This window comes from Phytopseudomonas flavescens, assembly GCF_900100535.1.
In the GTDB taxonomy this organism is placed as follows: Bacteria; Pseudomonadota; Gammaproteobacteria; order Pseudomonadales; family Pseudomonadaceae; genus Aquipseudomonas; species Aquipseudomonas flavescens.
The window spans coordinates 1-14443 of sequence record NZ_FNDG01000013.1 but is presented as its reverse complement, the minus strand read 5'-3'; the positions used below and the strand labels follow the sequence as shown (position 1 = coordinate 14443).

The 14443-nt window shown below is 59.1% G+C and carries 13 protein-coding genes; 5 read left to right on the top strand and 8 right to left on the bottom strand.

What is annotated here, in order from left to right:
* Positions 1-32: 32 nt before the first annotated feature.
* On the bottom strand, positions 33-968 hold the full coding sequence (locus tag BLR94_RS16570) for a DMT family transporter (protein ID WP_084307385.1): 936 nt from the start codon (positions 966-968) through the stop codon (positions 33-35).
* A gap of 91 nt (positions 969-1059) precedes the next feature.
* On the opposite strand from BLR94_RS16570, the gene BLR94_RS16565 reads away from it, so the two are divergent.
* On the top strand, positions 1060-1965 hold the full coding sequence (locus BLR94_RS16565; RefSeq protein ID WP_084307403.1) for a LysR substrate-binding domain-containing protein: 906 nt from the start codon (positions 1060-1062) through the stop codon (positions 1963-1965).
* Here the strand turns inward: BLR94_RS16565 and BLR94_RS16560 are convergent.
* The 6 genes from BLR94_RS16560 to BLR94_RS16535 form a co-directional block, all read right to left on the bottom strand.
* On the bottom strand, positions 1948-3108 hold the full coding sequence (locus tag BLR94_RS16560) for an aromatic ring-hydroxylating oxygenase subunit alpha (protein WP_084307386.1): 1161 nt from the start codon (positions 3106-3108) through the stop codon (positions 1948-1950). The genes BLR94_RS16565 and BLR94_RS16560 overlap by 18 nt on opposite strands.
* Before the next feature lie 36 nt (positions 3109-3144).
* Positions 3145-4248, bottom strand: a complete 1104-nt coding sequence (locus tag BLR94_RS16555) for a mandelate racemase/muconate lactonizing enzyme family protein (RefSeq protein ID WP_084307387.1) — start codon at positions 4246-4248, stop codon at positions 3145-3147.
* Positions 4245-5612, bottom strand: a complete 1368-nt coding sequence (locus tag BLR94_RS16550) for an NAD(P)-dependent oxidoreductase (protein WP_084307388.1) — start codon at positions 5610-5612, stop codon at positions 4245-4247. Before BLR94_RS16550 ends, BLR94_RS16555 begins: the two co-directional genes overlap by 4 nt.
* Positions 5613-5635: 23 nt before the next feature.
* Positions 5636-6565 (bottom strand): 2-oxoglutarate and iron-dependent oxygenase domain-containing protein, encoded by a 930-nt coding sequence (locus BLR94_RS16545; RefSeq protein WP_175154243.1) that lies wholly within the window; start codon positions 6563-6565, stop codon positions 5636-5638.
* A 12-nt stretch (positions 6566-6577) separates the two neighbouring features.
* Positions 6578-7267: a class I SAM-dependent DNA methyltransferase gene (locus BLR94_RS16540; protein WP_084307389.1), complete on the bottom strand. Its 690-nt coding sequence runs from the start codon at positions 7265-7267 to the stop codon at positions 6578-6580.
* Between the two features lie 500 nt (positions 7268-7767).
* Positions 7768-8682 carry a LysR family transcriptional regulator gene (locus tag BLR94_RS16535; protein WP_084307390.1) on the bottom strand — a complete coding sequence of 305 codons (915 nt, stop codon included), beginning with the start codon at positions 8680-8682 and terminating at the stop codon, positions 7768-7770.
* 240 nt (positions 8683-8922) lie between these two features.
* Between BLR94_RS16535 and BLR94_RS16530 the strand changes: the two genes are divergently transcribed.
* On the top strand, positions 8923-9939 hold the full coding sequence (locus tag BLR94_RS16530; RefSeq protein ID WP_084307391.1) for a zinc-dependent alcohol dehydrogenase family protein: 1017 nt from the start codon (positions 8923-8925) through the stop codon (positions 9937-9939).
* Positions 9940-10067: 128 nt separating this feature from the next.
* On the opposite strand, the gene gntR is transcribed toward BLR94_RS16530, so the two are convergent.
* Positions 10068-11093, bottom strand: coding sequence for an HTH-type transcriptional regulator GntR (gene gntR / locus BLR94_RS16525; RefSeq protein ID WP_084307405.1), 1026 nt, complete (start codon positions 11091-11093; stop codon positions 10068-10070).
* 190 nt (positions 11094-11283) lie between these two features.
* Here gntR and BLR94_RS16520 point away from each other — a divergent pair, with 190 nt between their 5' ends.
* The 3 genes from BLR94_RS16520 (at position 11284) to BLR94_RS27230 (ending at position 14162) form a co-directional block, all read left to right on the top strand.
* Positions 11284-11802, top strand: a complete 519-nt coding sequence (locus BLR94_RS16520; RefSeq protein ID WP_084307392.1) for a gluconokinase — start codon at positions 11284-11286, stop codon at positions 11800-11802.
* 157 nt (positions 11803-11959) lie between these two features.
* The gene (locus tag BLR94_RS16515) at positions 11960-13336 is read left to right on the top strand and encodes a GntP family permease (RefSeq protein WP_084307406.1); all 1377 of its coding nucleotides are present in this window, start codon (positions 11960-11962) and stop codon (positions 13334-13336) included.
* 436 nt (positions 13337-13772) lie between these two features.
* Entirely contained in the window at positions 13773-14162 is a 390-nt protein-coding gene (locus BLR94_RS27230) for a hypothetical protein (protein WP_139207463.1), read from the top strand.
* Positions 14163-14443 lie beyond the last annotated feature (281 nt).

Below are 14443 nucleotides of genomic sequence, written 5' to 3'. Positions count from 1 at the left end.
GCTCCTTGTTAAGGCCTGTGCATGTGAAGCGTTCAGCGCGTGGCGGTGGGCTTTTTCAGCAAGATGAAGCCTGAAATCAGGATAAGGGCCAGACCGGCCGCGGTCCGGCCATTGAGCACTTCATTGAACAGCAACGCCCCCCAGGCAATCGCGAAGATCAGGTAGGTGTAATCGAATGCGCCGATGATCGAGGTCTCGCCGATTTGATAGGCTCGGGCGATGCCGGTACTGACCAAGACCATTAGAATCGCCAGCACGACCATCACGCCCCAGTCGCTGATCGCCATTGGTGACCAGCCGCCCACCAGAAATCGCAGGCCCTCGTTGGCCGGCAGGTGAGGGCCGGTCTGTGCGACGACAATGCTGCCTACCACCCCCATCAACAACAGGACGATGTTCAGCGCCAGGGCCAGGTGCATCGGCACTTCATTGGCGCACTTGCCCTTGGTCACGACCGCGGCGAGGGCATAGAAAATCGCAGCGAGCACGGGCAGCAGTGTCCATAAGTTGAATTCAGCCTGACTGGGCGCAAGCGTGACCAGCACCCCGGCGAACCCCACCAGAATGGCCACCCATTTGCGCGGTGTAACATGCTCGTCCAAGGTGACGGCCGAGAACAAAGCGATAAACAAAGGTGTCGTATAGATTGCCAATGCGGCTATGGTCAGGCTGATGAAGGGCAGGGCGCTGTAAAAGGCGATCCACATCAGGGCGAGCAGCAGGCTTCTTGTCCCTATCCACAAGGGGGAAAGCGGCCGTTGCTGCGTTGTGCCGCGGCGGTACATCAACAAGGCGACGAGCATGCCGATGGCCAGGATCGAGCGAATCACGTAGAGCTGCCACATCGATGTCTCGGCGCTGCTGGCCTTGATAAGAGCGTCTGACACTGACAACAGGAACACCGAACCTACGACGATGAGGATGCTTTGTCGGTTTTCAGCGGCGGTAACGGTTGTGGTTGCAGACATGATGGATCCTGATGTGATTGACCTGGAGGATTCTGGTTGAGCTCGTATTGCATTTAAAGTGACTTATGGTTACGCAGGAGGAATGAAAATTATGGATAACTTCAAACGCTCACTGCCCCCACTTTCCAGCCTGGTTCCCTTTGAAGCCGCGGCGCGTCTGGAAAGCTTTTCCAAAGCCTCGGATGAGTTGCATCTCACCCAGGCTGCAATCAGTAAACAGATACGATCCTTGGAAGAATTCCTTGGCGTCGCGTTATTTACGCGTAAAAACCGCGCCGTATTTCTGACCGAGGCGGGCGCCGAGTTTCGCGACGCGGTGCGCACGGCGTTCCTGGGCATTGCTTCACGCGCCGAAGATCTGAAGTCAGGACGAGACAACAGTGAAATTGTGCTGGAGGTTCAATTGTGCGAAGCCTTTTATTGGTTGATGCCCAATATCACGCATTTGCACAGGAAGTACCCTGACCTGGAAGTTCGCCTCAATGCATCCATCCAACCGATTACCGAAACAGCGGAAAAATTCGATATCGCCATCCAAACCTCGGGGCGCCCATCCGGTGATCACACCCGGCTGTTGACCTTGAGTGATGACGTGTTTCCTGTGTGCAGTCCCGGCTACCTGGCCTCGTTGGGCGATCACCCACTGACCTTAAGAACCTTGGTGGATCTGCCTTTGCTGCATCACGTCGCCACGCCTCAGTACTGGAGCACCTGGAGCGACTGGCTGGGGGAGTTTCACGTCAGGCCCGGAGAATTCAAGGGTAAGTTCTATGACAGTTATCCGGTCATGATGCAGGCGTGTGTCGAAGGCCTGGGTTTTGCCCTTGGGTGGCGTCGGACCAGTGAAAAGATGCTCGCCAGTGGTGACCTGGTACGGCCTTTTTCAGAATCGATACACCTCCCTGAAGCCCTGAGCGTTTACAAATGGCGTGATGAAACCCTGAGCCCGTCGGTTCGCCACGTGTTGGAATGGTTGAATTCATCGTTCGGAGACTGACGCCTCATGGTCCGTGTGCAGCAGCCCCAGCGCGGCCAGGGTCTTTTTCTGAATGTCGTGCACGGCATGTTCGCTGTTGGCCCCCAGTGCCGGGTCAACGATAAAGCGACCTTGCTGGTAGCCGTCGCTGTTTAGGCCGCGCTGCACACTGGCGCACAAGGGAATATCTTCTTCACGGATCACGGCGACGAAGTCGATGACCTCCTGTTCTTCCCGGGAGGGTGTTGCCGCCGTGCAAAACCATTCAACCACCTGCAGTGTCTTGTCCACGCTGACCGGCAGGTGATGCAACACATTCATGTACCCTCCTGGATAGACCTCCAGGCAAAAGTTCGGCCACAGGTACCAGGCGCCGAATTCGCGCGATCGGGCCGAGTCTTGCTTCATCGTATAGCCCTGGTTGGCGCCACTGTCGCTGCTGATATGTGCGTGATAATGCTCGTGGATCGCCAGGTGATAACTCTTCAGGTCGAGGGTTGCCGTCGAGAGCGTGGGATGGCACATCGGGCAGTGGTAACACTCCGAGTAATTTTCCACAGAGACCTTCCAGTTGGACTGCACGCCGTATTCCCTGGAGTAGGCGTGAAACAGCTTTTCCGGGGCTGGCGAGAAGGTTCGGATCGATGCGTCGAGCCCGGGCAGCAGGACCTGCATGGGCTGCGCATTCCAGTCGAAGTTGATGAAGATGAAACCGCAGAACACCTCCAGGCGTATCGGGTTGAGTTGAACTTGATCCGTGCTGAAGTCCTTGAGATGCTCGGATTTACGCGCGCTGATCAACTGTCCACGGGTGTTGTAGGCCCAGGCATGATACGGGCAGGTTAATAACCCAGGCACATGGCCGCTGCCCTCGACCAATCGATGCGCGCGATGCTGGCAGACATTATGAAAGGCCTGCAGCGTACCGTCCTTGTCCCGGACCACCAGCGCACTTCGCCGACCGAGGTCACGCACTCGGTAGTCACCCGCGTTGGGCAGCGCGGAGAGGTGGCAGACGTATTGCCAGGTACGTGCAAATACCGCTTCCATTTCCCGTTCGAACAACTGGTTGTCGATGTAATGTTCGTTAGGCAAGGTAAACGAAGCAAAAGGGTCGATGTCGAACCCGCGAGCTAGGTGCAACGCAGAAGGGACGCTGGTCATGGAACCTCCATGGATCAGTTGGAAGGGCTGTGCAATTTATCCGTACTGGGCGACGGGGTGCTCGAACTGCCGGGAGTCAAGCGTCAGCCCCAGGCCTGGGCTGTCACGCAGGTAGGCACGGCCTTGGTTGATTTCAAAATCCACCTCGGCCACGCGTATCTCATGGTGTCGGCAGCAATTCCAGCTGGCACGATGCAAACGGCCAGGGGTCGAAGCTGCCAGATGCATCACGGCGCTGTCACTGACCTGGGTGCCGCCGACGTCTTCAATATTCATCCGGATGCCGTGGTAGATGCAGAAGTCCCGAAGCTGTCGGGCTTTGGTCAGGCCTCCGACGCGGCCAATCTTCAACCCGATCAGTTGGGCGATGTTCTGGCGCTGGCCTTGTACCAGGTCGCCAAGGGTCACGATGGACTCATCCAGAATGATCGGGTTGCGTGTCAGTTCCCGCACCGCTCGGCACTGCTCCAAGGATTCGCAGGGCTGTTCGAAGCACACTGTGGGGTCTTTCACGCTGTTCATTACGGCGACGGCCTCCGAAACCGTCCAGGCACGATTGACATCGAAGGTGATGACCTCTCCGGGCAGGCGCTGGTCGAGCAGGCGCTGGATCTGAGCCACATCCTCCTCCACCCCGATGCCGACCTTGCAGGAGTGGGTGCGATAACCTTCGCTGCGAGCGAGGGCCAGATGGGCCGCCATCTGCTCTGTATCGTCGGTGGGAATGCTGCTTTGCAAGGCTATCGACGCCTGGAACCGGCCGCCAAGCAATGCGTATACCGGCAGTTGGCAGTGTTTGCCGAGGATGTCCCAGCATGCCAGGTCGATTGCCGCTTTCACGTAGGGGTGACCCGGTAGCATCACGTCCATGCGTGCATTGATCTGATCCAGGTGCAGTGGATTTTCACCCAGCAGGTGCGGCGCCAATTCCTCTATGCCGGCCCGCACGCCTTTGGCGTAAGCAGGCAAGTAAGTGGCGCCCCAAGGGCAACTCTCGCCTACGCCCACCAGGCCGCTGTCGGTGGTGACCAGGACGATGGTGGAGTCGAGTGAGTCATAGTGCAGTCGCCCTCCGCTGAGGCTGTATTTGTTCTTGAGCGGTATATCCAGCTGGTAGACCTTGATGGAGGTAATTTTCATGGTGCGACCGCTCCCTGCCGCACCGCCTGCCCGGCTGCGCGGGCAGGGCATGGAAAGCCCAGAATCGATTGGTGAAAAATTTGCTCGATGACGGGCAGTTGCAGCGCCTGCTGGAGTTCGCCAACCGCTGCGATACTGTCCAGGCACGGTTCATAGCTATCCAGGTGTTCGGCAACCCAACTGGGGCCGCAACTCCAGTTCACCACCTGCTCGATCAGCATGTCCGAAAGACCCATTGCGCGGCCGATTTGCCAGGCCTCGTCGAGGATGACCTTGTTGATGCAGGCCAGGAATTCCACCAGGTGCGAGGCCAGCTTGATCTTGCTGTCGTCGGTGAATACAAGGCCCGACTGAAACGTCGGTGCCAGGGCCGGAGTGATGCGGCCGAGGGGGTCCTCAATCACAGCGCCGCTGTGGCGATAGTCGCGGTTGGCGCCATAGGGCGAAGGCGCATGAAAATCGGGCAGAGTGAGGGATAGTCCGTTTTCCCGCTCGCTCATGACGGCCACCTTTACGTGATTTTCCTGGCTGTCGAACAGCGTCCCTGCCTGGTGGTAGCGCTGCGCGACGATGCGTCCCAGCGGCATGGCCACCCCCAGTTCATCGGCCAATGCCTCGGTGAGGCTGGTGTCCTTGACGGTGATTTCCAACGTGCAGGAATGATCGTAGCTGGCGTCGAATATGAAGGGGGTCAGTTGGTTGCTGACAAAGCAGTTTCCCCGCGAGACTTTCACGTAATCCCAGAACCAGTGCAGCGGAATATCGTTGGCTCTGGCTATGACCAGCAGTTCGGCCCATACCACAGTGGCGGTGTAGAACAGCAAGTTGGTGAGCAGTTTGACCGATTGGCCGGCACCGATCTCTCCCACGTAGAAAGACTTGCGTCCCATGGTGTCAAGCATGACCTGGCTCAATTGGTAGCCGCGTTCATCTCCGCCGATGTAGAAGCATACATTGGCAAAATCCACGCCCATATGTGACAGGTTGCTGACGGACGCTTCCAGGCTGAAGATATTTTTTTGCCTGGCCAATTCAGCGATATGACGGGTGTTGTGATAGTCGGTGGTGGAGGTGTCGATCCAGACCGTACCTTCCGCCATTCCCGCCAGAGCGCCGTGCTCGCCCGTCATGTTTTCCAGCACGTGGTGCGGTAGCGGCAGGCATGTCACCACAATCTGGCATGTGTGCGCGCACAGGGCAGGGGTGTCTTTCCAGAAAGCGCCCAACTCGATCACCGGGCCGGCATGCGCGGGGTCGATATCATGGACCTGGACGTCATAGCCCGCATTCAGCAGACGCTCTATCAATGGACGGCCCATGTTGCCGGTACCGATGAAGCCGACTTTCGGCTTGGCAGCTTGCATATCGATTCCTCTTGATGGTGGGGTCAAGCGAGTTCGCGTGCCCTGCCGGCACCCTGGCCGGTTACCCAGATTGAGTTGAAGTTTTCAAGCATGACTTGCTGGCACGACACGACCTGGTCGCTGCCCAGAGGGTTGAACCTGGCGTCCACGTTCGGGTACACAAAAAACGGCAGCGATACCCTGCCACTGTTCGCACGGTGAATGACTTGGTGGGGTGTACTGGTAAAGAGGCCGTTACTCCACTTCATCAGCATGTCCCCCAGGTTGATCACCACTTCGTGCCCGCGAGGCGGCACATCGATCCAGCGTCCTTGGGAAAAGGCGCGTAGCGCGCAGGCATCACTGGCCTCTTGGAACAGCAAGGTGAACATGCCGTTGTCCGTGTGTTTGCCCGCGCCACTGTGCAGCGGTGGGTAGTACAGGGCACGCTGGATCAGCACCGGATCAGAAAAGAAGGGCTCGAAGAACAGCTTGTCCAACCCCAGGGCAAGCGCCAGCCCTTGTAATAATCGAGGCACCACCAGGTGCATGACTTGATCTTGCAGGGCCAGCATCGCCTTGGCGAAACCGGGAGCTATTTGCTCGTCGGGCAGCAAGTTCGGACCGGTGAAAGGTTTTTCGCAATGTGCGGCCTCCCGTCCCATGTCGAAGTGCTGTTTACAATCGGGACCGGTAGGGGCGTGCAATGTTTCGCCAAAAGTATGTACATAACCCCGGCAAGTTCTGGGGCTGACCTGTTGGTGGTCTTGGGAAAAATGATTCTTGGTCTCCAGCGGCAGCGCGAAGAACTGTCGCGCCGCAGTAAACGCCTGATCGATAAACGGCGGACTTATACCGTGATCGGTTAAATAAAAGAAGCCGTCCTTAATACAGGTTTCACGTAGGCGTCGTATTTCGCGCGGCGTATCAATAGACCCAAGCATTTCAAGTGAAATGCGATTCAAGGCTTCCATGCTCCAGTCCCCTTATCGGGCAATGCTAAAGGCTAGGTAGTGAGCCTGTACCTCATCTAAATAAGGAGCATTCATAAGTGACGGTAGGGGGGATAGTTTTTTTGCCGCGACTAAACTGTCCAACAGGTCCGCGAAGTTTTCTGCCTCATAGAATGTGCAGCGCGTGCTAAACAGTAAAAGTCCGCCGGGGGCGGTCATGCGAATAAGTTCGTGAATGGCTTCGATGGGCAAGTGACCCTCGATGAACGCACCGCAGCACAAGGTTGCGTCATACCAGTCGTCCGCAATTAACGTGTTGTGTTCGGTCAGATCCACTCCGCCGTAGAGCGCCCCATACGCTTGGGTCTGACGCGCCAACTGTGTCATCGCCGGTGACAGATCGCAACCTTCTATAGTGCTAAAACCTCGCTGGGTCAGTTGTTTCCCTACCAGTCCGGTCCCGCAGCAGGCATCCATGATGCGTAAAGCGCTACGAAGGTGTCTGTTGTCTGTGCCTGCGTTGCCAAGAAGCGATGTCAGCAGGTCGCTGATTACAAGTGGACCGCAATAGTTCTCTTCTGACACATCGTTGTCATAATCAGTAGACCATGTTTCATAGTAATCCCTGAGGCGAAAGTAATCGCGATTGAAGTTGAGGGCACGATTGACCGATGTCGAGGAATAGGCGGTGGAAGTTCTCGTGGCGTTATTTTCGCTGGCCATTCTGTATTCTCCGGAAAATTATTTTTCAGGTTGAATGAATCAGGGTGGTGGCGTGAGTAGGGGTTCATTCTTATTCGCCGGTGCCGCACTGTAAAGACCAAATAGACGACTTATCCTTCGGATTTTTCCTACATGGATAACCAGGTGTTATACATGCCGTTTGCACTATGGGCGCCAGACAAGGACTTGACGGAGTATTCCTACTTCACAGTACAGTTGGTTGATCTGTCCACTATTGCGCTGGAACACTGGGTTGCTCACACGCTTGGGCGCAGGGGAGCCTCTCCTCGGCCTACCTCCATTCAGCGGTGCTTGCGGCGAGCAATGGGGGAGTTTTCTACGGGGGCTTGTTGTACGTGAGGCTGGGGGCATCCGCTCAAACCATCCCAAGCATGCCCTCAAATATGCCTTCGAACGTAGCAATCCACTGAAAGTGCATGGACGTCCATGGTCCATCAAAAAGCAGAAATGATCAGGATGAACAGGCTACGTGACGACGCTTAAAGACTTTCAGGGTCGCCGAAAAACATCTGAATCCGCGAGCGCAACCAGCGCTCGGCCGGGTCGTTGTCCTGAGCGCCGCGCCAGGCCATGGACATCTCGAAGGCCTCGCTCTCGAACGGTGGATCCTCGGCGCGCAGCCCCCCGGCGGCGGTGAGGGTGGCGGCGGTGTAGTCGGGCACCACAGCGATCAGGTCGGTGCCCGCCAGCAGGGTGCCCAGGCCATTGAACTGCGGCACGGCGAGCACCACCTTGCGGCTGCGGTTCAGGCGCGCCAGTTGTTCATCGACGAAACCATTGAGATCGCCCGCGAAAGACACCATGGCATGTGGGCGAGCGCAGTAGTCGTCCAGAGTCAGCGGTCCGGGTACGACATCGGCACGCAGCAGCTTCGGCTTGCTGCGGCGCAGGGTCTTGCGCTTGGCGTTGGCCGGTAGCTCCTCGGTGTAGCTGACGCCTACCGAAATCTCCCCAGAGGCCAGCAGGTTGGGCATCAGCAGGTAGTTGGCACGGCGCACCACCAGCACCACATTGGGCGCTTCAGAGCGCAAACGGCGGAGCAGGGCGGGAAGCAGGGCGAATTCGACGTCATCGGACAGGCCGACACGGAATACCGCGGTACTCGTGGAGGGGTCGAATTCCGAAGCGCGGCTCACAGCCGTCGAGATCGAATCCAGCGCCGGCGAGAGCAGGGCGAAGATTTCCTGCGCCCGTGCTGTGGGTTCCATGCTGCGCCCGGTGCGCACGAACAACGGGTCGTCGAACAGCGTACGCAGCCGCGCCAGTGCGGCGCTGATTGCCGGCTGGCCGAGAAACAGCTTTTCAGCCGCACGGGTCACGCTGCGTTCGTGCATGAGTGTTTCGAAGACGATCAGCAGGTTGAGATCGAGACGGCGCAGGTCATTGCGGTTCATCCAGGTACCAATGTGCGGGCTTGCCAGAGCGGGACGCTAGTGAGAGCCTTGTGCGCCAATAGTACGAGCACTCGAGCGGATTGGGAAAGGCATCGGTACCATCGCTATATCCACACGTTCTGGCAGCCTATATCACTGGCAGGCATGTCGACTATCACTGGTGCCGGGTGGTGTGTGCGAACATCCACGGATAAAGTCGATTCCATTGGATAACCAATCCGCGATCACTTGAGGTTGACGATGTCCCGCATGATCCGTTTCCACAAGTTTGGCGACGCCAGCGTTTTGCAGTGCGAAGAACTGCCGACACCCATCCCCGCAGCGGGGGAGGTGCTGGTGCGCGTCCAGGCCCTCGGGGTGAGCTGGGGCGACGTGCTGTGGCGCCAGAACCTGGCCTCGGAAGAAGCCAAATTGCCTTCAGGTGTCGGCTCGGAGCTGGCCGGTATCGTGGAAGCCGTGGGCGAGGGCGTTGATGACCTCGAGGTCGGCGCACAGGTTGCAGCATTTCCTGCCAGCACCCCCAACCGCTATCCGACCTGGGGCGACCGTGTGGTCGTACCGCGCTTCGCGCTGACCCGCTATCCGGACGTACTCAGCCCACCGGAAGCCAGCGTGCACTACACCGGCCTGCTGTTCGCCTACTTCGCGATGGTCGACCTGGCCAAGCTCAAGGCCGGTCAGCACGTGCTGATCACCGAGGCCTGCCATTGCCTGGCTCCGCAGTCGGTGCAACTGGCCAAGGCGCTGGGTGCTAACGTCATCGTATCCACCAGCGTGCCGGACAGTCGCGAGTTCCTCCGCGAGCTGGGCGCCGACAAGATCATCTTCACCGAAGAGCAGGACCTGGTGCTCGAGGTCGAGCGCTACACCGAAGGCAAGGGCGCCGAAGTGATCCTCGACCACTGTGCCGGCCAGCAGCTCAAGCTGCTCGGCGACGTCGCCGCCACCCGGGGCAAGCTGATTCTTTACGGCCTCAATGGCGGCAACGATGCCGCGTTCCCGGCTTGCGCGGCGTTCAAGAAGCACCTGCAGTTCTTCCGTCACTGCGTGCTGGACTTCACCGGGCATTCGGAACTGGGGATCGAACAGGATTGCGCGGCGGTACAGCGTGCACTCGATCACATCAACAAGCTGACCGCGGAAGGTGTGCTCAAGCCGCGCATCGACAAGACCTTCCCGTTCGAGGCGTTCGTCGAAGCACACCGCTACATGGAAGCCTGCCCGGATCGCGGCCGTGTCGCACTGACGCTGGAATGATGCAACCCTGAAGGAAAGAAGCCCGGCATCTGACCGGGCTTCTTTCTGGGGAACACATCCCTGTGTCAGGTTCGAAGCATGTCGGAAATCGATTGCGGTTTGATGACCGCAGTCGATGGCTCCTTCGACTAGCTGCTTTCACGCACCCGCAGTTCGAAGCCGAGGTCGACGCTCGACGCAGCAGGGCGGCCATCGAGCATCTTCAGCAGCAGATTCGCGGCTTCACGGCCAACTTCGCTGCGCGGTGTGTGAATCGACGACAGCCTCGGCACCGTATGGGCGGACGCCGGCAGGTCGTTGAAGCCGACCAGCGCCACACGCCCGGGGATGGCGATGCCACCACGCTGTGCCTCGAACAGTGCCCCCTGAGCAAGGTCGTCGTTGCAGAAGAAAATGCCGTCGACATCCGGATGGCGCTGCAGCAACTCGCGAAACAACTGACCGCCCAAACCGATGGATGAGGGCAGGGGGTGCAACAGCTCCAGCGCCGGGTCATAGACGCCGGCCGCCTGCAGCGTGCGCCGGAATCCTTCGCCACGCTGCATCACCCTTGGGTCCAACTGAGCGGCGATGTAGGCGAGCCGCTTGCGCCCCTGTTGCAGCAGGTGCTGCGCCACGGCTTCACCGGCGGCCTGCTGAGAGAAACCGACACTGGCGATACCCGGTGCGCTGCTCAATTCCATCATGTGTACACAGGGAATGCGGCTGGCACCGAGCAGATGCCGCGTGCCCTCGGTGCGGTCGAAGCCGGTCAACAGCATGCCCATCGGCCGATACGGCAGGTAGTTGCGCACCAGTCGCTCTTCTTCGTCCCGACAGTAGTGGTAGTCGCCAATCAGCACTTCGATGCCACGCGGGCGCATCACCTCGTGGATCGCATCCAGCGGCTCGATGAACAACTGGTTGGAGAGGGAGGGGATGAGCACCACCACCGATGTGCTGCGCGCCGACGCCAGGGTGCGTGCAGCAGGGTTGGCCACGTAGCCCAACTCGTCGGCCGCCTTGCGCACGCGATCCGCCAGATCCGTACCTACCGTGGCGACGCCGCGCAATGCACGGGACGCAGTGATGGTGGAGACCCCAGCACGTTCAGCGACTTCCGCCAGCGTGGGCATGCCAAGGGTGCGGGAGCTGCTGTGCGTCGGAGATTTCATCGCCAGGGTTGTCATCGGCCGTGATTGATGTTTAAGGTAGCGCTGTCTCAAAGGCTTGGCAATCTCGTGCATTGCGTACCTGGCCCCGAGCAGCAGTACCTGGCGAATAACATTTACAACATTCGAAGCCGCCGTCTTGCAGAAGTCTACGACCCTCAAAGATAGCGCTGTCTTCCGCTGGAGTTGCGATATGCATAACCCAATAACCGCGCTGGTCGTCATGGGCGTATCCGGCTGCGGCAAGAGCTGCGTCGGAGAATCGATCGCCGAAAAGGTCGGCGGTTACCTGATCGAAGGTGACCAGTTTCACCCACCCGCCAACATCGAGAAGATGAGCGCCGGCATTCCTCTCACCGATGAGGACCGTGCCGACTGGCTGACTCGTCTGGGTCAGGAACTGGCCAGCGCCCTCGAAACCCATGATCGGCCGCTACTGGCCTGCTCCTCACTCAAGCGCAAATACCGTGACCGGCTGCGCGAAGCCGTGCCCGGTCTGGGCTTCGTCTTTCTCGAATTGACCCGTGAAGAAGCCGCCAGGCGTGTGGGTGATCGCCCCGGTCACTTCATGCCGGCGAGCCTTATCGACAGCCAGTTCGCGACTCTTGAACCGCCCCACGGCGAGCGCGCGACGCTTACCCTCGATGCCACGCAGCCTATCGGCACCCTCGGCCAGCAGGCCGCTGACTGGTGGCGCGCGTCCGGTCGATAACACGCGCAGATAGCGCAACACAACCACGCTTCTCCCATAACAAAGACAAGTGGAGACGACATGAAAACCATCCATCAAGCTCACCGTTACCTGTCCCTGAAAGATGATCGTGCTCGGTCTGGCCGAGTGGCTGCAGTCGCAGAGGAGGGCGCTCATCATGAATGAGGTGACCACTACCCTCGGCGCAGGGGCGCTTCTGTCCATCGCGGCAGGCGCAGTCCTCCTATTGTTGCTGATGATCATCCGCTTTCGTCTGCATGCTTTTCTGGCACTCGTGGTGGTGAGTATCTTCACCGCGCTGGCCACGCAGATTCCCTTCGACAAGATTGTCCCAACGTTACTTGGCGGGTTCGGCACCACGCTGGCGGCTGTAGCCTTGCTGGTCGGCCTCGGCGCCATGATCGGCCGATTGCTGGAAATAACCGGCGGCGCCCAGGTGCTGGCAGACACGCTGATCAACAAGTTCGGCGAACACCGGGCACCGTTTGCCCTGGGTGTCGCTTCATTGCTGTTCGGCTTCCCGATCTTCTTCGACGCCGGCTTGATCGTCATGCTGCCGATCATCTTCAGCGTGGCCAAGCGCTTCGGCGGCTCGACGCTGACGTACGCGTTGCCGGCCGCAGGTGCTTTTGCTGCGATGCATGCGCTGGTGCCGCCGCATCCCGGCCCTGTGGCAGCCGCCGAGTTGCTGGGCGCGAACATCGGTTTGCTGGTCATCGTCGGGACAATCATCGCACTGCCGACCTGGTACTTCGGTGCCTATCTGTTCGGCCTGTGGGCGGGCAAACGCTTCAATCTCAAACTGCCGGCCAGCTTTCTGACCGATGTGGAACGCGATGCCAGCGTGGCACCGCCGCGATTCGGGCTGGTGCTGACCATTCTGCTGATGCCGCTGGTGTTGATCTTCCTAGACACCGGCCTCAATACCCTCAGCGTAATGGGCACGGTCGACGGCAATAGCACGTGGGTGCAGTTCCTGCGCATGATCGGTAAAACGCCGGTAGCATTGCTGATCACCGTACTGTTCGCGCTGATCGCTTTCAGTGGCCGACACACCCGCCAACATCTCGAAAAGGTCTGTGAAGGCGCGCTTGGACCGATCTGCTCGATCATCCTGGTAACAGGAGCAGGGGGCATGTTCGGTGGCGTGCTGCGCACCAGCGGTATCGGCGATGCACTGGCGGATACGCTTTCGGATACAGGCATGCCGGTAATTCTCGCGGCCTTCGTGATCTCTGCAGCACTGCGTGTGGCCCAGGGTTCCGCGACCGTGGCGCTGACCACCACGGCGGCACTGGTAGCGCCGATGGTTACCGCGACACCGGGGCTCAGCGAGTTCGACCTGTGCTTCATCGTGGTGGCGATCGCCGGCGGCGCGACGGTGCTCTCCCATGTCAATGACTCAGGGTTCTGGCTGGTCAGTCGCTTCCTGGAAATGGACGAGAAGACCACCCTCAAGACCTGGACGGTGATGGAAACCTTGTTGGGCTCCATCGCATTCATACTGGCCGTGGTCGGCAGCCTGATTCTGTAGGGATTCAGCGAGGCTTGCCCGGCGCAGGGCCCAGGTAAAGCCTCGCGCCTGTTTCGACGGCGTACGTACGAATGAAGGACTCCCAAGCGATGAAAACCGGGATGTGACTCACGAACAGGCCCGAACTTAGGTTCGCATAATGGCCGCTCGGGGTTATGTTTGACCGGTGCCGTGGGACTATCCGCAGGCCACGGCAGACCCGTCAGGGTCAGGTTGAACATCACCACGTATTATGCGAGGCCGTTTTGGTACCACTGCCACCTCCAGATCGGCGCCGGCCAGGATCTGCAGCAGCACAAAACGGTACCAATCTCTCGCCCTGGATCTGCTCGAGCTCGGAAGAAACGGTACCAAAGCTATTCACGGTGCTGTTTTGATTTGGTACCATTTCCCGCCCCGGGGCACTAACCTGGTCAAACGGAAAGGTACCAAAAAGATGCTGATCAAATTCGATGCAGACGACGCGCTCGTCGACTCCCTCAAGATCCAGTACGGCCAGAAAGTTGCCAGCAAGGCATTCATGGCTGCTGCTGAAGATGCCCCTAAACTCTCCGCCGAAGTCCGTTGCTTGAAGCGTGATGTTCAAGACCGTGACCGCGAAATTGCCGTTCTTCGACAGACCCTTGAGCGCGCACGATCAGCCGCAGCAATTCTGCTCGAAGCGTGCGGCCAGGGTGATCTACTCGACGATCCGGTACCAAAATCACCTGCAGGCTCAGCCCGGCCAGCGCCGATCGGAGATCCAGCAGGTACCATTTCGCCGCTACCAGGCGAGCGGATGGTCGATTTCGTTAACCGCCTTTCGGCCAGCAAGGCCCCTCAGTAGATCCTGCCGGGCGGTTTTCTCCGCGCCGCCCAAGCCCTCATCACTGATCACTCGCTTCTGCTTGTATTGGCACGCTGTGTCAGCCTGCGAGGCGATCCACTCGCACATTTGCGATGGGCCGGAACGGGCCAGGGGCGAAGCCCTGCTTTTTGAGCGCTCGACGGCGCCCGGAGGGGTGGGGGTGCTGTAACACCCCCACTTTACCCCGCAATCGAGGGGTTTTTAGCGTATTGGTGTGATCTCGGCTGTTAGCTGTTGAACGCCTGTGGCGCTTCCTTCCT

Bases quoted from the DNA above. Each gene is read 5' to 3' on its own strand.
- gntR (WP_084307405.1), bottom strand. From the start codon at position 11,093: ATGAAATCTCCGACGCACAGCAGCTCCCGCACCCTTGGCATGCCCACG.
- BLR94_RS16540 (WP_084307389.1), bottom strand. From the start codon at position 7,267: ATGGCCAGCGAAAATAACGCCACGAGAACTTCCACCGCCTATTCCTCG.
- BLR94_RS16555 (WP_084307387.1), bottom strand. From the start codon at position 4,248: ATGAAAATTACCTCCATCAAGGTCTACCAGCTGGATATACCGCTCAAG.
- BLR94_RS16570 (WP_084307385.1), bottom strand. From the start codon at position 968: ATGTCTGCAACCACAACCGTTACCGCCGCTGAAAACCGACAAAGCATC.
- BLR94_RS16560 (WP_084307386.1), bottom strand. From the start codon at position 3,108: ATGACCAGCGTCCCTTCTGCGTTGCACCTAGCTCGCGGGTTCGACATC.
- BLR94_RS16520 (WP_084307392.1), top strand. From the start codon at position 11,284: ATGCATAACCCAATAACCGCGCTGGTCGTCATGGGCGTATCCGGCTGC.
- BLR94_RS16515 (WP_084307406.1), top strand. From the start codon at position 11,960: ATGAATGAGGTGACCACTACCCTCGGCGCAGGGGCGCTTCTGTCCATC.
- BLR94_RS27230 (WP_139207463.1), top strand. From the start codon at position 13,773: ATGCTGATCAAATTCGATGCAGACGACGCGCTCGTCGACTCCCTCAAG.
- BLR94_RS16530 (WP_084307391.1), top strand. From the start codon at position 8,923: ATGTCCCGCATGATCCGTTTCCACAAGTTTGGCGACGCCAGCGTTTTG.
- BLR94_RS16565 (WP_084307403.1), top strand. From the start codon at position 1,060: ATGGATAACTTCAAACGCTCACTGCCCCCACTTTCCAGCCTGGTTCCC.
- BLR94_RS16535 (WP_084307390.1), bottom strand. From the start codon at position 8,682: ATGAACCGCAATGACCTGCGCCGTCTCGATCTCAACCTGCTGATCGTC.
- BLR94_RS16545 (WP_175154243.1), bottom strand. From the start codon at position 6,565: ATGGAAGCCTTGAATCGCATTTCACTTGAAATGCTTGGGTCTATTGAT.
- BLR94_RS16550 (WP_084307388.1), bottom strand. From the start codon at position 5,612: ATGCAAGCTGCCAAGCCGAAAGTCGGCTTCATCGGTACCGGCAACATG.